The following is a 17,131-nucleotide window of genomic DNA, read 5'->3' as shown; positions in this document are numbered from 1 at the left end:
GGTCATTCTCCCAACAGACGGTTTCGCAGGCGATCAATGGTGGCGTCGTCGAGACCGATCCGGCCGAGATAGGCAGGCATCGAGCCGAACTCGGCGTCGATGAAGGCCAGGGTGGCCGCCATGGTTTCGGGTTCGGAGGCGAGAAAGCGCTTGAAGCTCTCGGGATCGGCTCCGCGCGCCACAGCACCGGCGGTTATATCGGCGACGATGGGCGCGATGAGGCCAGCGGTGAGCGCATAGTCGTCGATGATCAAACCGGCTTCGACCCCGGCAACGCCAAGCAGGAGCGCTGCGACGATGCCTGTGCGGTCTTTGCCTGCGGTGCAGTGGAACAGCACGGCCCCGGGCGGGGCCTCCGCTATGATACGCAACACCTCAGCCAGAGCCGGCTGACGCTGCAGCAGGGCCATCTTGTAGAGCCCGAGCAGCAGGTCGCCCTCGTCCATCAGGTTTGGCGACAGGCCCTCGAGCAAAGACACGTTGTGGTAGGAGACCGTGGCGTGACCATGGAAGGGGTTTGGCTGGTGGGCCAGTTCGTCGCCATGGCGAAGATCGATGACGGTGCTGACGCCGGACGCGACCAGTTCGCCGATCCCGGCCTCATCAAGGCGATGGAGGGCATCGGCGCGCAGGAGGCGTCGCCACTGCGTGTGGCCGCCGGCAGCGGGGTAGCCGCCGAGGTCGCGGACATTGTGCGTGCCGGGGATTGGCAGGTGGCGGGTTTGCGGGGTTTGCATCAGCGAATTCCGGATTTCATGAAGGACTGGACGACCTGCCGTTGCAGGACGACGTAGATGACGAGGACCGGCAGGCTGGCCAGGGTAGAGGCTGCCATTAGCGGCCCCCATTGGTTGCCCTCTGCGGTCATGAACATTTGAATGCCGATCTGGATGACGCTGTTTTCGGCGGTGCGGCTCAGCAGCAGCGGCCAGAAATACTCGTTCCAGGTCGAAATAAAGATGAGGATGGCGAGCGAGGCGATGGTGCCGCTGAGATTTGGGACCAGCACTTCCCACAGGATGCGCCAGTTGCCGGCGCCATCCATGCGCGCCGCCTCGATGACTTCACGCGGGAAGCCGCGCATGGCCTGGGCCAGCAGCATGATGGCCAGTGCTGAAGCCAGATTGGGCAGGATCAGTGCCATGACGCTGTCGAGCAGACCCATCTGCGCGATGAGCAGGTAATTGGGGATCATCACAACCTGGAAGGGGACCAGCCAGGTGAGGGCGACGGCGGTATAGACCAGCTTCTCGAAGCGGAATTTCCAGCGGGCGAAGGCGAAGGCGGCCAGAATCCCGGTCAGCAGTTGAAGCAATGTCGAGACGGCCGAGAAGACCAGCGTATTGGCCAGCATCCGGGCAATCGGGATGGCGTCGATGGCCGTGGTGTAATTGTCGAGCGACGCCTGCGTCGGCCAGAGGCTGGTTTCAAACAGCGTATTGGCCGGCCGGAAGGAGCTGACCAGCATCCAGTAAACCGGAAACAGGCAGAAGATCGACAGCAGCACCATCAGCACATGACCGGCGGCGGTGTTAAGGCCGGACTGGGCGGAAATCCGGCGCAGGGTGGCCGGCCGGCGCAGCGCGGGGCGGGCGAGCGCATCAGTTGTCATGGAAGGAATACCTGTCGATCAGGCGAAACAGCACGAAGGCTATGAGGCCGAAGCCAAGGAAAAGGATGACCGCCGAGGCCGAGCCCCAACCCACCGACATAGTAGAGAAGCCGAAATCCCAGAGCAGGTAGTAGATGTTGGTGGTCGCGCCCAAGGGGCCGCCACCGGTCAGCACGTTGATGTAGGTGAAGCTCCACTGCGCGCCGAGCAGGATGGTCATCACCACGAGGAACAGCACCGTCGAGCTCAGCAAGGGCAAGCGCACGTCGCGAATGACTTCCCACTTGCTGGCGCCGTCCATTCGGGCGGCTTCGATCAGCGAGGGATTTATGTTGGCATTGGCGGCGGCGAGGATCAGGGTCGAAAAGCCCATCAGCTTCCAGCCGGTGATGACGATGACGGTCCAGATGGCGATACGGGGGTCGCTGAGGAATTTGACTGGGTCGAGCCCCATACCCTTGAGTATCTGGTTGGCAAGGCCGTAGCCGGGATCGAGCAACCAACGCCATACGGCGGCGGCAACGACGGGGGCGATGATCATCGGCACGAAGATGATAGCGCGGTAGATGTTACGCGAGCGCTTGGGCAGGTCGTGGGTGTAGATGGCGATGACCAACGGGATCAGTACCGCCAGGGGCAGCAGCCCGAGGATATAGACACCGGTATTGCGCAGAGCCTGCCAGAATTTGGGCAGCGAGAAGATGCGTTGGTAATTCTCCCAGCCGACAAACAGCTGCGGCGAGTTGGGCAGCATGTTCCACTGGTAGAAGCTCAGCCGAACGGCGTCGACCAGGGGCCAATAGATCCAGACCACAAGGGTGATGAGCGCGGGCGCCAGATAAATCCAGGGCGCCACGCGCGACTGGGTCATGCGCCGAAGTCTGGGTTGAGTAGCCGAAGCCGGCGCCATGGCGCGCTCCTTTCGGAAGTGAGAGTTTGGTCCGCCATTCCGTGCAGTGGCGGACCAAGAGGTTACGGCATCAGCGCCTGGGCATTGGCCTGCGCATCGGCCAGGGTTGCCGCAACATCGGCACCGCCGAAGACCGACATTTCCACCGCATCCATCATTGTCTTGACGATCTGGCGGTAGTTCGGGCCCGGCATCGGGTCCCAGGGCTCGAGACGGTCGAGCTGCTCGAGATTGGGCGCGACGAGCGGGTGCTCGGCGATCCAGCCAGCGAGATATTTCGGATCGTTGACGATGGCTGGGCGCAAGGGCAGGTAGCCGATTTCCGAGGTGATGACGGTATAGCCGTGCTCGGAGGTCAGGAACTTCATCAGCTCCCAGGCAGCGCGCTGCTTGACCGGGTCAGTGGTGTGGATGGTGAGAGCCGAACCCGAATTGTTGGGGCGGGTCGGCTTGTCGCCGAACTGCGGCATGGTGGACGAGCGCAGCTCGAAATTGCCGGCAGCACCGGCCACGAGACCGCCCTGGAGCGCGCTGGTCTGGAGATACATGGCGAGCTTGCCGGCCGACATGGCTTCGACGGCGCCGAGGCCTTCATAGGTTTCATAGACGCCTGCATCGCCGAGGTCGCGCAGCATCTGCACTGCCTCGACGGCTTCCGGTTCGGCGAACTTCAACGTCGTGCGGTCGCGCGAGATGACTTCGCCGCCGTTGGAGCGAACGACGCCCTGGAACAGCCAATCAGCGGCACCGACGCCGAGGATGCCCCCAGAAAAGCCTTCGGCGTCAGTCTTGCCCTCGATGGCAAGAGCTGCCTCCTTGACAGCTGCCCAGGTCTTGGGTGGGCTATCGGGATCAAGCCCGGCCCGACGGAACAGGTCCGCGTTGTAGAACAGCACAGGCGTGGAGAAGGTGTAGGCCAGGCCGTAGGTCTTGCCGTTGAGCACGCCCAGCTTGGTGCCGTTTGGATGCATGCCTTCGAGATGAGCCGCCAGCTCGCCGGTCGGAACGATGTCCTCGAGCGCCTGCGCGCCGAAGTTGCTGACCGAGAAATCGAGATCGCTGAACACGGTCTGGACCAGATCGACCTGCTGACCAGCGGCCATGTCGGCCTGGATGCGGCTGGCATCGGCGCTGGAATAGCCAACGCCTTCAACGGTGACATTTGGGTTGGCGGCCATGAATTCGTTGATCAACTTCTGCGTCGCCTCGGCGCCGAGACCGGCAGTGGCGAGGTTGTAGTTGTAGAATCGGATCGTGACGGGCTGGTCGACCGCCGCGGCCATGGTCTGGGCTAGCACTGGCGCAGCCGCAGACAGGGCCAGCAAGCCGGCAAGGATTGTCGTGCGAAGCATGTTGAAAGGTTTCCTGTTCATTCGGCGGCCGCAACGGCGGCGGTGTCGGCTTGGTATTTCTTCAGCATTTCTGCCATGCCGGCCCAGGTGAAGCTGTTGAGCTCGCGACGTTCGGCCGGCTGCGGCGCAAAGGTGATAGAGAGGCCCGACGGGCGCAGCATGCCGATGGCATAGGAGGCGCCCGACAGCATGCGCAGGCCTTCATGCAGCCAGGTTACGTCAGTGGCGGCATGTTGGCCGATACCGACGACCACCGGAATGCCGTACCAATTGGAGACGCGGTCGAAATGGATGTGGCCGGAAAGAATGCCGATGACGTGCTTGCCTTCGACAGCCTGCCGCAGCGCCTCGGTGCCGGCGATCGACATCGATTCCCATTCCATCGCCGGGTCAGCATCGAGCGAGGGTGCGTGGTGCATGACGATCAGTTTGGGCAAGTCGGCATGGTTGCTGAGTTCGGCCTTGAGCCATTCGATCTGACCAGGTTCGAAATCGCCGCCGACTTTCTCAGGCACGCTGGAATCGAGCACGATGATATGGACGCCGGCGATGACTTGAGAGTGGTCGTAGGGTGCGCGGACGTTGTCGGTGCGGCCGAGCATGGCGGGGTAGAAGCCGTCGCGACGGTCGTGGTTGCCCAGCGCGAACAGCACTGGCATGTCGAGCTCGGCTTCGGCCAGAATGGCCTTGAGGTTGTCGTAGCTTGCCTGGTCGCCGCGATTGGTCAGGTCGCCGCTGGCGACAATGAATTTTGGCTGCGGCACCAACGTCTTGATCTCGCTGAGGATGGCCCGCAACGTGGCGCTAGTGTCGGAATAGAGATGATCATCCTGCACGGCCGGATTGCCGATATGCAGATCGGTGAGATGCACGAAAGTGATGGTTTCGGACACGAGCGTTCTCCTTGCTCCGGCAGCGGCCCAGACCGCTACTTCTGCTGTAACTGACTGTTTCGCCTTGATTTTCTAAAAGCGACTTGTGCGACGATGGAGACACAGCTAACGTGTCTCGATGACAGATGAATGAAGGTTCATTCAGTAGATGGATGCCGTTCTCGATAAGCGCGAGCGTATTCTGGCCGCGGCTGCGCGCCTGATCGTTCGCAACGGACTGCAGTGCTCGATGTCGGCGATTGCCGAAGAGGCGAGCGTAGCGACCGGCTCGCTCTACAATTACTTCGCGTCCAAGGAAGCCCTGGTTCTGGGCGTCTACGAACGCACGACCGCAGAGATGATCGAGAGCCTGATGACGCCGGCCGATCCTGCCAGCACGCCGGAAATGCGGGTCCGTCAGTATATCGGCGACTATATCGACTTCATCTGGCAGGACGCGCAGCGGGCGCGCCTGTTCGATTATCTCGACAACAATCCGCTGATAGCGCTGAATGACGCGATAACGGTGTTTGCGCCCTTCGTGGCCCACGGCATTGCCATGATCGAGCTGGCACAGGCCGACGGCGTGGTGCGCCCGGGTCCGGCGACGATGATCATCAGCTTTGTGCGTGGCTCGATCCGCAACACGCTGCGCCGACGCCGGCTGACGGCATCCACCCTGTCGAAGGATGACCGTGACCTTGTTGCCGCCATGTGCTGGGCGGCCATCGCGGCCTGAAGCGATCAGGCGCATAGCCGGTCACGCAGTTTGTCGACGTCGCCAGGCGCCAGGCCGATCTCCGCCAGGTAGCGGTGGATGCCGCCGTGGCGGACATCGAGGTGGTCGAGCATGGCCAGCATTGTCGCAGCATCGCTGGCCAGCATGCGGTCGACATGATCCGGTTCGCCACCCGCTGCCAAGGCCCGCGCGCGCAATGGCGCGATCAGGCCAGCGGCGGCGGCGGTGAGGGCATAGTCCTCGGCGACGTCGTTGCGCTCCACACCGGCAAGCAGCAGCAGCAGGGCGGCGACGATGCCGGTGCGATCCTTGCCGGCGGTGCAATGGAAGAGGATTACGCCGGGCGATGCAGTGATGATGGCGCGGAAGACCTCGGCCAGCCGTGGCCCACATTTGTCCAGCGCGTCGCGATAGCGCTGCGTCATGTCGAAGGGCGGTTTCGCCATGGCGATGGGGGACAGCACGTCGAACAGCGGAATGTTGCGGTAGGCGACGCCGGCATGATCGCGAAAGGGATGCTGCGTGTGGCCGGTTTCGTGCGGGCCGCGCAGATCGATCACTAGTGCAAGGTTCTGCGCGACGAGATGGTCGATGCTATCCTGGCTCAGGGGATGCAGCGCTTCGCCACGCAGCAGGCGGCCCCACTGGGTGTTCCCGCCACTCTTGCGAGCGTAGCCGCCGAGATCGCGAACATTGTGGGTGTCAGGCAAAGGCCAATGACGCATCGCTGCCATAGTCATGGCTGCCTCCAATTTGTCGGGAGGGTGGGCGCGGGAATACCCGCGCCCGGAACGATCAGGGCATCAGCCCCTGCGCGTTTTCCTGCGCGCTGGTGAGGACTTCGGCCACATCGCCCTCACCCAGCACGGCTTCGGTAACGGCGTCCTTCATCATTGCTTCGGCCTGGCGATAGTTGGGGCCGGGGAAGGCGACATTGGGGGTGAGGCGCGAGAGCTGTTCGAGATTGGGGCGGATCAGTGGGTGCTCGGCTGTCCAGGGGCCGAGGAATGCGGGATCGTCGACGATATCGAGACGCAGCGGCAGATAGCCGATCTTGCTGGTGATGATCGTGTAGCCGTATCTCGAGGTCAGGAACTTCATCAGCTCGTAGGAGGCGCGCTGCTTGATCGGATCCTTGGAGAAAGTATAGAGCGCGCTGCCCGAATTGGTGGGCGCGGTCGGCTTGTCGCCAAACGCGGGCATGGCGGCGACGCGCAACTCCCAATTGCCTTCCGAGGCGGTCGAAAGGCTGTTTTGCACTGCGCTGGTATAGAGGAACATGCCCAGTTGCCCGGCCGCCATGGCCTCGCTCGGATTGGCCGGGTCAATGCGGGCATGGGCGCCGCTATCGACCATGTCACGCAGCATCTGCACGGCCTCGATGCCCTCGGGATCGGCAAAGGTCAGCGTATTGCCATCACGGACCTTGCCGCCGTTGGACATCAAAATGGCCTGATAGACGAAGGTGCCGTCGGCCGGACCATAGGCGCCGGGGAAGAAGCCTTCCGCATCTGTGTTTTCGACGATGGCTTCCGCGGCGGTTTTGACCTCGGCCCAGGTCTTGGGTGGGTTTTCCGGGTCGAGACCGGCGGCGCGAAAGAGGTCGGCATTGTAATAGAGGATCGGGGTCGAGAAGGTATAGGCCAGGCCATAGGTCTTGTCGTCGACCTTGCCCAGGTCGAGCCCGCGCGGGATCATGCCGTCGGTGAGATCGGCATAGGCTTGGGGGCCGGCCATGTCCTCAAGCGCATTGGCGCCCAGGTCGCTGGCAATGTAGATCAGGTCGCGGAAAACCAGTTGGGCAATATCGGGTTGCTGGCCGGCGGCCATGTCGGCCTGGAGGCGCGTGACGATCTCGTTGGACGGAACGCCGATCGCTTCAACCTTGATATTGGGATTTTCTTCTTCGAACTGGGCGATCAGCTCGCGCGTGGCATCGGCGCCGGCACTCGCTGTGGCGAGGTTGTAGTTGTAAAACGTGATGGTCACCGGCTCGGTGATGGCATCGGCCATCTGGGCGAAGGCAACGCCGGAAAGGGCGGTGTAGCCCAGGCTGGCGGCGGCCAGCAGTTTGAGAAACGTGCGCTTGATCATGGGATTGGTCCTGGGTGTCAGCTGGCGGCGGCTTCGGCCAGGGCAGTTTCCTGCTTCTGTCGAAGGAGTTTGAGGTCGTAGCGGTTGAGCTCGGCACGCGTCTGCGGCAGCGGCACCAGCGCCATGGTGAGGCCGGAGCGACGGATGGTGCCGATGCCGAATGAGGCGCCCTCCACCATGCGCAAGACGTTGCTGGTCAGGATGTCGGTGGCCGCATGCTGACCCATGCCGACAATGACCGGGATGCCATGCCACACCGAGAACCGGTCGTGGTGGATGTGGCCAGAGAGGATCGCAAGAATATTGCGGCCCTTGAGCAGGGTGGCCAATTGCTGGGATTGTCCGAATTCGATCGTCCGCCAATGATCCCAGGGCGGAGTATCGCCGAGCGCGGGCGCGTGGTGGGCAACGATCAGCTTGGGTAGCGCGGGATGGGCATCGAGCGCCGCCTCCAGCCAGGCGAATTGTTCGGGTTCGAGACTGCCCCCGATCTGGCCGGGTGTGGTGGTATCGAGCGTGATAACGTGGATGCCGGCGACGATCCTGTCGTGATCATAGGGTGCATCGAGATCGGTGTTCCGTTCAAGAATCCCCTGGTAAAAGCCGGCGCGGGTATCGTGATTGCCGATGGCATAGATTACCGGCAGGTCGATCGACGCCATGATGGCCTTGAGCTGGAGGTAGCTGTCGACATCGCCGCGATTGGTCAGGTCGCCGCTGGCGATGATGAATTGCGGCGTCTGGTCCATCATGCCGATCATCTCGAGCACGCGCTCGAGGGTAGCCGAGGTATCGCTGAACAGGTGGTCATCGACCACTGCGGGATTGCCGACATGAAGGTCGGTCAGGTGAATGAAGGTCGTTTCGCCCATCGGTCTGGCTCCGTTGACGGAACAGGACCTAATCGGCCGTCGTCTCAGTGACGTGACGAGTTTGGAACGGTGTTCGACTTGGGCGCGGCGGGCGCGGTGAACATTGGCGCCGTCGCCGCCACCACTTGTGCCAGAACCAGTTCGGGATCGTCCAGGTCGAGGCGATGACCGGTCAGTTCATCAGTGCGATCGCGGCTGCGCGTCATCTGCGACCGGACGCCGAGCAGGCATGAGATGCGAAAGCCGATATCGACCTCATCCAGCCACGGCGCGATCTTGCGAAAATGCGGAATGAACAGCAGGTGGTGTTCCACATCCTCTATCATCGAGCGAAAGATCTCGGGGTGATCGCTGGCCTGGGCCAAGGTCGTCATGTGCCGCATGACGCTATACCTGGACGTGGAATCAAGGCTCCAGCGTATCGAGGGGCCGACGAGAGCGACAATCAGGTCTTCCAGCGGCACTGGTGCCGGATGTGCGCGCTGGACCGCCGCATGCAGCAGGGTCAGTCGCTCGGCGTTGAGGCGTAGATAGACCCGCTGCGCGACCGAAAAGATCAGCTGCTCGACGCTGCCGAAATGATAGCTGATCGCCCCGACGCTGGCTCCCGCGCGCCGGGCGATACTGCGGACGGTAACTTCATCGGGATGCGCAGCAATACGCAGCAGCTCTTCACAAGCTGCCTGCAAGTTTTCTGCGGTGGAGTTCTTCGCCGTCGCGCGCTGCACGGGAGGGAGTTTCTACCCGGGGTGTGACACACGCGTGACTGCGAATGCTGGCTGGCTTCGGACAGCCACTGCGCGTCATCGACGCCGTCTCACGTCAAAGCTGGAAATTGGAGCGGGTAGCGGGAATCGAACCCGCATATTCAGCTTGGAAGGCTGCTGCTCTACCACTGAGCTATACCCGCCCGGTCGAAACCGACGCGAAAGGCATTAGCGCGAGCCGGAGGGGCATGGCAACCCCTTCCGGATCGGTCTTCTCGTAGATAGCTAGAACCAGCCGGCCAGCACGCCCATGCCGCCCAGCGCAAATGCAGCGCCGCCAATCCGCGCGGCGAGCTTGCCATACTTTCCGATAATCTTGGCGACGCCAAAGGTGGCTGCGATTCCGATCAGATGGAGCAGGGCGGTGGCTGTCACGAAGCCTGCCGCGTAGGTTAGCCCACTGGTATCGGCGGGCATTTCTGCCCCGTGCGCATGGCCGTGAAAGATCGCGAACATGCCAACCAGCGCCATGGCCCCCGCGGTGGGCATAGGCCGACCCAGCGCCGCTGCCGCGCCGATAACGACGCTCGACAGAGCGATACCCAGTTCAACAAAGGGAATCTCGACCTGGGCGATGCCGAGGGCAAATCCGGCCACCATCATGGCAACGAAGGAAAGCGGCACCAGCCAGAGTGCCCGCCCGCCCATCACATAGGCGAAGACGCCGACGGCAACCATGGCCAGCACGTGGTCGATCCCGCCGATGGGGTGCTCGAAGCCGTGGAAGAACCCGGCTGTGTGCCCGACGCCGGTATGGGCGAAAGCCAGGGTGGGAGAGAGAACCAGAATGGCCAGAGCCAGCAGAAGACGCATTGATATCCTTCCGGGGCATTTGCCCCTGAGTGACCGTTGTCGGCGCCGCCGAAGCTTCCATGAACTCGCGTCACATTTATTGGCCACGGCTCACGGCTTGTAAATGGCGAACACGCCGCAGCGTCCAATGATCCTTTGCGCTACTCGACGCGATACCGGTCTGCTACCGGTTCTCCACCTGATTCATGGTGAGACTATTGATGCTGCTGATTATTCTGCTCGTACTCGCACTGCTCGTCGTCCAGGTGCAACTGCCGGGAAAGTACCTGGTCGATCAGGTTGGCGCCGCTGCCCAGATGGGCCCGCGCGACAATCTCCCCGCGCCCAGCCGCGAACTCGCCCGCTCACGGCGGGCGCTCGGAAACTTCCTAGAGACGCTGCCGATTTTCCTCGTGCTCGCCGTCCTCTCGATCGTCTACGGCGAGCAGGGCTGGTTATCTTTGGCCGGTGCGGGGCTCTATTTGCTCGCACGCTCCGGCCATCTGATCTGCTACATGAAGGGGCTCACACCATGGCGTTCGGTTTGCTACCTTCTCAGCCTGATCGGCAACGCGGTCATGGTCATTCCGCTGCTGCCTCACATCTGGAGCTAACGCCCCGGAAGGGTCTTGCGAAAGTCGGACTTTGCCATTAGACACACCCTCGCCTGAAGGGGTTTAGCTCAGTTGGTAGAGCATCGGTCTCCAAAACCGAGGGTCGTGGGTTCGAGTCCCCCAGCCCCTGCCAGGCACAATCAATTGAAATTGTTGATACTTGTCGCTCGCGATCAGCGATGGCTCGCGCTTTGCTCCGGGGCGCGCTGCTGGGCCGACCAGAGCATGATACCGCCGATTGGGGCAAACACGATCCAGGCGCCCCAAACCACGAGATAAACAAGCGCTCGCGGCACAAAGGCGATGAGCCCGGTCAGTTCTACAGGTGACCACAAAGCCGTTGCAACGACGAGCGACTCGGCGGGCAGGCGGGCGATTGGAAACAAGGCTGTGCCAGGCAGCAGATAAGCGAGCAGCACAAGCCTAATCGCCCAATGCCATTCCCATGTCAGCCATGTCGCAGCTGCCAGAAGTAGCGCGGCGATAGCGTAGCTGGTGGCCAGGTAGGTCTTTGTCAGTGGTGCTGTGCTCAATGACGTTGCTCTTATGCTGACGACGCTTCAGCACAAATATCGGCGGCGGGCCGTTTTATGTCCATGTCACTGGTGCAGCATCGGCGCATAATCAGCGCCAGTGCAGCCACCCATATGGCGGACCTTGTCTGGGGCCTCATCAAACGTAGCGTTGACGATGCGTGTGTATTGCGCCTCTAGCCGATTACGACTGCCTCTCAGACCGCAGCGAAAGCTCGAACAAGCCTTCGGGCGTTTTGACACTGGCGGGAAAGTCCCTTGGAACCCTGCAACAGGTACAGCACAAGAATTTCGCCGTTGAGCATTTCCCCTTTTGGTCAGAATTTCCTCAGCATGTCGCCCGAGCGACGCGCCCAGTTCCAAGTTCAGGTGCTCCGCCTTGTCCGCAAGCGGGTTCAGAGTTCTGCCCTGAACTCGGCGCTGGCCGCATACCGGGCGGCGCCTCTGTGCTGCCGGCGGCTACTGCACGTTTGTCGAACGCCACTTGCCGGTCAGAACCCTGTGGCCGCAGAAGCTCAGGAAAACCATAAAGACAAGCCAGAGCCCAATCAGCAAGGTTGCCACGAGCAGGTCGGGATTTCCGCCCTGCATGAAGGCTAGCATGATGCCGATGGCGCCGCCTCCACCGATGCCGACGGATAGGTTGCTGATGTAGCCTGACCAGTAGGTGCGCGACTTCGAGTTCATGTGTTCCCCCTGGCTCAACCCTCTAACGCTGACTCATTGAGAATCCGCGAATAGGCGAGAGCCTTAGGGTGTCACGGCCTCAGCGCCTCATTGTAGGCCGACAGCACGTGGTCTCGCAGGCTGGGCAGTTGCAGGCCCTGGCCCTTGTTGTCGCGCTTGTTGTTGGAGAGGATCGCCAATTCGCGGCGGCCCGGGAGCAAGGCCAGCATCGACACATGTCCTGCCGCGCCCGACCACGCGCCGTCGTGATAATTGATGGTGCCGCCATTGTCGGTTGCCATGGCAAAGCTGCCATAACCTTCCTTCTGCATGAGCCGGAGCTGGGTGCGGCTGATGACGGTGCCGCGACGAATATGATGCGCCGCCTGCAATAGCTCGTTGACGCTCAAGTGCCAGCCAACGGTTCCTGCGGAGCCGGTCATGTCTTCGGTGATGTCCTCGCCGATCGAGCTGGCGGTGAGCGGCAGGGGGTAGGACAGCGCGTTGTTGGCGATCTCCTGCAGTTGGTTGAACGGCGCGAGGCGGCGCAACCCCAGCAGTGAGCTCAGCCGGGCATGCCGAATGCCCATCTTGGACCACAAGTTGTCCTGCGCATATTGGTTGAAGTGCTTGCGCGTCAGCACGTCCCAGAACACGTCATTGAGCTGCGGCATGTTGAATGCCGCGCCATAATTGACGTTGCGGTCGAGTGTGCCGTTAATGACCGGGATCAGCAGGCGAGCCAGCGCATAATTGGTGTTGGAATAGTGCCATGGGATGGCGATGCCCATGGCGGTGATCTCAAGGTGACGCTTGATCTCGTCGTAGGTGATGTTGGATTCGAAAAAGGCGTTGTGGCCCAAGACCGAATGGAACGTCGCCCAGGTCGCCAGTTGGCCGAGCTTCCAGTGTGCGGGGAGGTAGTCGGCTATGCGCGCGGTCAGCGGAATGCCCTTACGGGCGAGCAGCGGCAAGATCATCGCCGCCGAGAAGAACTTGGATATGCTGGCAATGTGCTGGCGCGTATTGGAGTCCCAGGCGCGTTTGTCGTTTGCTGCAATTGCGGCATTACGGGCCCAACCCTGCGCCGCCGAATAGGCGTGGGCGCCATTATCGTTGATTTGCATGGCGAAGCCGACGCCGTCGTTTCTCAGCTTGCCCTCGAGCAACTTCCCCAGGCGATCGATCGGCGGCAGAATACGGAATCTGGAGCGGTCGATCTGGTCGCCGAGCAGGCCGGGATCAACGCGTATCTCGGTCGACACACGGTCGCCGTAGGACGGTTTGGCTCGGTAGAGCTGGAGGGCGTCGACATCGATATCCCGAGCGATGCGGGCCTTGATCGTCTTGCTGAGCATTGCGGATCTCCATGGTGGCCGACAGGTGTGGGCACTATGGAGACTGGGCGGGGACCGCCGCATCGTTCATATGGATGAGGTCCAGGAGCCGGGTTAGCGGCGCCTTAAATGGCAGGCTTAACTTGTGCGCATTGGCCCCAGCCGATCACGGAACCTCAAAGTTCAGTTGGTCGAACCGCCGGTCCAACTCCAGTTTCTGGATGGAGTTTTCGATCGTCAGCAGCTTCATCTCGAACTGCCGTTGCTCGGCCGCTTCGGCGATCTCGCGTTGCAGGCACAGGATGCGCTGCTCGTTTGCCCGGATAGCCTCAGCCGTCGAGCCGGGCACCGCCGCGGGGCAGGCGCCATGGGCCAGACTGGTTGAACCGACAATGATCCCCAGCGCGATCGCGAATAGTTTTGACATGGTGTGTCCTTCCATCCGCAGGCTGGGCCTTGCGGAGGAAAAGGGCAAATCAAAAGCGGTTGCGTTACTCGGCGGCTACCGGCAGCTTTTCGCTGTGCCGAGCCTTGAGGCGATTGAGCTGATGGGCGGCGTGCGCCAGCAGGGCCGTGCGTACTTCGGCCGAAGACACGCTGCCGACGTCGGCTTTCACCTTCAGATCGAGGTGGTAATTGCTGAGATTGCCCATGAAACGTTCTTCGATGCGGACCCGCACAACGCCGGTTACGCGGCCAGGAATGGTCGCGTGCGGTCCGTAGTACCGGACCTCGCAGGCTTTGACTTCAAAGGACGTTTCACCGAAAGCCATGGCACCGCCTCCCGCCGCCACCTTTTCGTCGCAATTTGATCAAATGCCATCACGAGCGGCAAGGCAAGACGGATTCGACGTTGTCTGCACTAATCGTTAACGTTTGATTCGCGGGTGCGTCTCGGCGGCATATCGGAATCTGGTTTGCCCCTGTTGCATTTGACCCGAAGATTCTCTAGATACCCACATTCCAGCCGTGCGGGATTCCTGCGCGGCCTTTGGTTTTGCACCAAAAACGCCAAAGAGTAGATTCGCCTATGGCCCGACCGAACCCCATCCAGTTCCTGCAGCAAGTGCGGCAGGAAACCTCAAAGGTCACTTGGCCGAGCCGCAACGAGGTCTTGATCTCGACGGTCATGGTCATCGTGCTGGTCATCGCGGCGAGCCTTTTCTTCCTGGCTGCCGATCAGGTTATTTCCTGGTTGGTTGGCTTGATGCTGTCGATCCGCGCGTAAGCGGTCTGGAACTAGAATATTAGGAGCGGCGACGCGGCATGGCCAAACGCTGGTATATCGTTCAGGCTTACTCGAACTTCGAGCGCAAGGTGGCGGAAGACATCCGCCAGAAGGTTGCTCAGAAGAAGCTCGAGCATTTGTTTGAAGACGTGATTGTACCGACCGAGAAGGTCGTCGAGATCCGTCGCGGCCGCAAGGTCGATGCCGAGCGCAAGTTTTTCCCGGGCTATGTCCTGGTCAAGATGGATATGACCGACGAGGCATTCCACCTGATCAAGAATACGCCCAAGGTCACCGGTTTCCTCGGTTCGGACAACAAGCCGATGCCGATCTCTGAAAAGGAAGCCATGGCCATTCTGCAGCAGGTGCAGGAAGGCGTGGAGCATCCAAAGCCTTCCGTCTCGTTCGAAGTGGGCGAGAATGTACGCGTGTCGGACGGTCCCTTCGCCAGCTTCAATGGCGTCGTGGAAGAGGTCGACGAGGAACGCGCCCGCCTCAAGGTGGAAGTGTCGATTTTCGGTCGCCCCACTCCGGTGGAGCTCGAATACGGTCAGGTCGAGAAGGTCTGATCAGCAATTCCTGCAGATTGCCCCAGGCATTCTGCAAGAAAACTGCCAGCACGCTGGCAGCAAATCTGTGGGAGAGGGCGGTTGCTGCCAAGCATCCGGACAACCTTCGGACCACAGCGTCAAACGGTCCGCATGACAGCGGGCAATTTTAGTCGGCGTTGCGCAAGCACGCCAACTTCACAAACTGAAAGACGATTATGGCAAAGAAAATCGTTGGCTACGTAAAGCTGCAGGTGCCCGCGGGCTCCGCGACGCCGTCCCCGCCGATCGGGCCGGCTCTCGGTCAGCGCGGCCTGAACATCATGGAATTCTGCAAGGCGTTCAACGCCGCCACGCAGGAAATGGAAAAGGGCTCGCCCATTCCAGTCGTGATCACCGCCTATGCCGACAAGAGCTTCACCTTCGAGATGAAGCAGCCGCCGGTCACCTACTTCATCAAGAAGGCCGTCAACCTCAAGTCGGGCAGCAAGCTGCCGGGCAAAGAATCGGCTGGTACGATCACCGTGGCTCAGCTGCGCGATATCGCCCAGAAGAAGATGAAGGATCTCAACGCCGACAATATCGACGCTGCTGTGTCGATGATCGCCGGCTCTGCCCGTTCCATGGGCATTCAGGTCGAGGGCTGATTGAATGGCACACGTCGGTAAGAAGATCACCAAGGCCCGTGAGGGCATCGACCGCAACAAGCTCTACAAGCTCGATGAAGCCGTGAAGATGGTGAAGGCTCGCGCCTCTGCCAAGTTCGACGAGACCATCGAGATCGCGATCAACCTCGGCGTTGATCCGCGTCACGCCGACCAGATGGTCCGCGGCGTCGTGAACCTGCCGAACGGCACGGGTAAGACCGTCCGCGTCGCCGTGTTCGCCAAGGATGCCAAGGCTGACGAAGCCCGCAAGGCTGGTGCTGACATCGTTGGCGCCGAAGACCTGATGGAACAGATCCAGGCTGGCAAGATCGACTTCGATCGTTGCATTGCTACTCCGGACATGATGCCGCTGGTCGGTCGCCTGGGTAAGATCCTGGGCCCGCGCAACCTGATGCCGAACCCCAAGGTTGGCACGGTTACCCCAGACGTCGCTGGTGCCGTCAAGGCTGCCAAGGGCGGCGCTGTCGAGTATCGTGTCGAAAAGGCCGGTATCCTGCATGCTGGCGTTGGCAAGGTCTCCTTCTCGGAAGAAGCCCTGCTGCAGAACATCAAGGCGTTCACCGACGCTGTTCTGAAGTCCAAGCCTGCTGGCGCCAAGGGCACCTATGTGAAGCGCGTTGCTGTGTCTTCGACCATGGGCCCGGGCGTGCATGTGGAGCCGGCTTCGGCTCTCTAAGAATTCCGGGCGGTTTCGACCGCCCGGTTTTGCCTTCCCTCGGGAGGGCATAAGTCCTGTCCGAGACTGCCGGTGCTGATCAATCTGGGTCAGCTTAATGTCTACCGACGCCAGCATAGATGGGGTGACAACCAGAATTTCCTGTCCGCCAGGGCAGGGTGATTGTGGTTCGAACCAGGCCAGTTGCCCTTTCGGGCAGCACGGTTGACAGGCGTTAAACCGTTGCTCCTCTCCTCCTTCGGGAGATCGGAGGGCAGCAATTGGCAATGGCCCGGCTGACTTTCGCCAGGCTTAATGTGGAGACTAGCAGTGGAAAGAGCGGAAAAGCGTGAGCTTGTCGCATCGCTTCAGTCAGCCCTCGCGGGTGCTGGGTCGATCGTGCTTGCGCAAAATACCGGTCTGACCGTGGCCAATCTGGAATCGCTTCGCCGTGAGGTGAAGGGTGCCGGTGGTCAGGTCAAGATCGCTAAAAACCGTCTTGCCAAGCTTGCTCTTAAGGAAACCGACCACGCGGACATCTCGGGCCTGTTCACCGGCCCGATCGTGATCGCTTACGCGGCCGACCCCATGACTGCGCCGAAGATTGCGGCAAAGTTTGCTGAAAAGAACACGAAATACGTCGTTCTTGGTGGCGCCATGGGCAAGACCGCGCTTGACGCGAACAGCGTCAAGGCGTTGGCGACCATGCCTTCGCTCAACGAACTGCGCGCCACGCTCGCCGGGATGCTCAAGCAGCCCGCGACCCGTATCGCTTCGGTCATCGTTGCGCCGGCTGGTGGCATCGCTCGTGTGTTGGCCGCTCACGCGGAAAAGAGCAACGAAGCAGCGTAACCCCATCGGTCCCTTCGGGG

At 61.4% G+C, this 17,131-nt stretch carries 22 protein-coding genes and 2 tRNA genes; 8 read left to right on the top strand and 16 right to left on the bottom strand.

Annotated elements, in window-relative coordinates:
- Positions 1-2 precede the first annotated feature (2 nt).
- The 5 genes from MF606_RS11485 to MF606_RS11465 all read right to left on the bottom strand — a co-directional run bounded on the left by MF606_RS11485 (position 3) and on the right by MF606_RS11465 (position 4,767).
- Positions 3-737: a tyrosine-protein phosphatase gene (locus tag MF606_RS11485; protein WP_240229372.1), complete on the bottom strand. Its 735-nt coding sequence runs from the start codon at positions 735-737 to the stop codon at positions 3-5.
- Complete coding sequence (locus MF606_RS11480; RefSeq protein ID WP_240229371.1) at positions 737-1,612, bottom strand: carbohydrate ABC transporter permease; 876 nt, start codon at positions 1,610-1,612, stop codon at positions 737-739. The genes MF606_RS11485 and MF606_RS11480 overlap by 1 nt, the downstream gene beginning before the upstream one ends.
- Entirely contained in the window at positions 1,602-2,483 is an 882-nt protein-coding gene (locus tag MF606_RS11475; protein WP_240229370.1) for a carbohydrate ABC transporter permease, read from the bottom strand. Before MF606_RS11475 ends, MF606_RS11480 begins: the two co-directional genes overlap by 11 nt.
- Positions 2,484-2,584: 101 nt before the next feature.
- Positions 2,585-3,874 carry an ABC transporter substrate-binding protein gene (locus MF606_RS11470; RefSeq protein WP_240229369.1) on the bottom strand — a complete coding sequence of 430 codons (1,290 nt, stop codon included), beginning with the start codon at positions 3,872-3,874 and terminating at the stop codon, positions 2,585-2,587.
- 17 nt (positions 3,875-3,891) lie between these two features.
- Positions 3,892-4,767, bottom strand: a complete 876-nt coding sequence (locus MF606_RS11465; protein ID WP_240229368.1) for a metallophosphoesterase — start codon at positions 4,765-4,767, stop codon at positions 3,892-3,894.
- 148 nt (positions 4,768-4,915) lie between these two features.
- Between MF606_RS11465 and MF606_RS11460 the strand changes: the two genes are divergently transcribed.
- On the top strand, positions 4,916-5,485 hold the full coding sequence (locus tag MF606_RS11460; protein ID WP_240229367.1) for a TetR/AcrR family transcriptional regulator: 570 nt from the start codon (positions 4,916-4,918) through the stop codon (positions 5,483-5,485).
- A 5-nt stretch (positions 5,486-5,490) separates the two neighbouring features.
- On the opposite strand, the gene MF606_RS11455 is transcribed toward MF606_RS11460, so the two are convergent.
- The 6 genes from MF606_RS11455 to MF606_RS11430 all read right to left on the bottom strand — a co-directional run bounded on the left by MF606_RS11455 (position 5,491) and on the right by MF606_RS11430 (position 10,031).
- Positions 5,491-6,225 carry a tyrosine-protein phosphatase gene (locus MF606_RS11455; RefSeq protein WP_240229366.1) on the bottom strand — a complete coding sequence of 245 codons (735 nt, stop codon included), beginning with the start codon at positions 6,223-6,225 and terminating at the stop codon, positions 5,491-5,493.
- Positions 6,226-6,280: 55 nt separating this feature from the next.
- Positions 6,281-7,579 (bottom strand): ABC transporter substrate-binding protein, encoded by a 1,299-nt coding sequence (locus MF606_RS11450; protein WP_240229365.1) that lies wholly within the window; start codon positions 7,577-7,579, stop codon positions 6,281-6,283.
- A gap of 17 nt (positions 7,580-7,596) precedes the next feature.
- The gene (locus MF606_RS11445; RefSeq protein ID WP_240229364.1) at positions 7,597-8,451 is read right to left on the bottom strand and encodes a metallophosphoesterase; all 855 of its coding nucleotides are present in this window, start codon (positions 8,449-8,451) and stop codon (positions 7,597-7,599) included.
- A 44-nt stretch (positions 8,452-8,495) separates the two neighbouring features.
- The gene (locus tag MF606_RS11440; protein WP_240229363.1) at positions 8,496-9,179 is read right to left on the bottom strand and encodes a TetR/AcrR family transcriptional regulator; all 684 of its coding nucleotides are present in this window, start codon (positions 9,177-9,179) and stop codon (positions 8,496-8,498) included.
- 108 nt (positions 9,180-9,287) lie between these two features.
- Positions 9,288-9,361: transfer RNA gene (locus tag MF606_RS11435), tRNA-Gly, on the bottom strand.
- Positions 9,362-9,443: 82 nt separating this feature from the next.
- On the bottom strand, positions 9,444-10,031 hold the full coding sequence (locus tag MF606_RS11430; protein WP_240229362.1) for a HupE/UreJ family protein: 588 nt from the start codon (positions 10,029-10,031) through the stop codon (positions 9,444-9,446).
- A gap of 200 nt (positions 10,032-10,231) precedes the next feature.
- Between MF606_RS11430 and MF606_RS11425 the strand changes: the two genes are divergently transcribed.
- Together MF606_RS11425 and MF606_RS11420 are read left to right on the top strand one after the other, a co-directional pair.
- Positions 10,232-10,624, top strand: coding sequence for an MAPEG family protein (locus MF606_RS11425; RefSeq protein ID WP_240229361.1), 393 nt, complete (start codon positions 10,232-10,234; stop codon positions 10,622-10,624).
- Between the two features lie 57 nt (positions 10,625-10,681).
- Positions 10,682-10,757: transfer RNA gene (locus MF606_RS11420), tRNA-Trp, on the top strand.
- A gap of 40 nt (positions 10,758-10,797) precedes the next feature.
- Here MF606_RS11420 and MF606_RS11415 read toward each other — a convergent pair.
- The 5 genes from MF606_RS11415 to MF606_RS11395 form a co-directional block, all read right to left on the bottom strand.
- Positions 10,798-11,157 carry a hypothetical protein gene (locus MF606_RS11415; protein ID WP_240229360.1) on the bottom strand — a complete coding sequence of 120 codons (360 nt, stop codon included), beginning with the start codon at positions 11,155-11,157 and terminating at the stop codon, positions 10,798-10,800.
- 459 nt (positions 11,158-11,616) lie between these two features.
- Positions 11,617-11,844 (bottom strand): hypothetical protein, encoded by a 228-nt coding sequence (locus tag MF606_RS11410; RefSeq protein WP_240229359.1) that lies wholly within the window; start codon positions 11,842-11,844, stop codon positions 11,617-11,619.
- Positions 11,845-11,915: 71 nt separating this feature from the next.
- Entirely contained in the window at positions 11,916-13,181 is a 1,266-nt protein-coding gene (locus MF606_RS11405; RefSeq protein ID WP_240229358.1) for a serine hydrolase domain-containing protein, read from the bottom strand.
- 145 nt (positions 13,182-13,326) lie between these two features.
- Positions 13,327-13,587: a hypothetical protein gene (locus MF606_RS11400; RefSeq protein ID WP_240229357.1), complete on the bottom strand. Its 261-nt coding sequence runs from the start codon at positions 13,585-13,587 to the stop codon at positions 13,327-13,329.
- 64 nt (positions 13,588-13,651) lie between these two features.
- Complete coding sequence (locus tag MF606_RS11395) at positions 13,652-13,933, bottom strand: hypothetical protein (RefSeq protein WP_240229356.1); 282 nt, start codon at positions 13,931-13,933, stop codon at positions 13,652-13,654.
- Between the two features lie 257 nt (positions 13,934-14,190).
- On the opposite strand from MF606_RS11395, the gene secE reads away from it, so the two are divergent.
- The 5 genes from secE to rplJ all read left to right on the top strand — a co-directional run bounded on the left by secE (position 14,191) and on the right by rplJ (position 17,111).
- Positions 14,191-14,388 carry a preprotein translocase subunit SecE gene (secE, locus tag MF606_RS11390; protein WP_240229355.1) on the top strand — a complete coding sequence of 66 codons (198 nt, stop codon included), beginning with the start codon at positions 14,191-14,193 and terminating at the stop codon, positions 14,386-14,388.
- Positions 14,389-14,426: 38 nt separating this feature from the next.
- Positions 14,427-14,957 (top strand): transcription termination/antitermination protein NusG, encoded by a 531-nt coding sequence (gene nusG / locus MF606_RS11385; RefSeq protein WP_108459080.1) that lies wholly within the window; start codon positions 14,427-14,429, stop codon positions 14,955-14,957.
- A 197-nt stretch (positions 14,958-15,154) separates the two neighbouring features.
- On the top strand, positions 15,155-15,583 hold the full coding sequence (gene rplK, locus MF606_RS11380; protein WP_137152205.1) for a 50S ribosomal protein L11: 429 nt from the start codon (positions 15,155-15,157) through the stop codon (positions 15,581-15,583).
- A gap of 4 nt (positions 15,584-15,587) precedes the next feature.
- The gene (rplA, locus tag MF606_RS11375) at positions 15,588-16,280 is read left to right on the top strand and encodes a 50S ribosomal protein L1 (RefSeq protein ID WP_240229354.1); all 693 of its coding nucleotides are present in this window, start codon (positions 15,588-15,590) and stop codon (positions 16,278-16,280) included.
- 309 nt (positions 16,281-16,589) lie between these two features.
- A complete protein-coding gene (rplJ, locus tag MF606_RS11370) occupies positions 16,590-17,111 on the top strand; it encodes a 50S ribosomal protein L10 (RefSeq protein WP_240229353.1) in 522 nt (173 codons plus the stop codon).
- Positions 17,112-17,131 lie beyond the last annotated feature (20 nt).

The organism is Devosia lacusdianchii (assembly GCF_022429625.1).
GTDB lineage: Bacteria > Pseudomonadota > Alphaproteobacteria > Rhizobiales > Devosiaceae > Devosia > Devosia lacusdianchii.
This window is presented reverse-complemented; position numbering and strand designations above follow the sequence as displayed.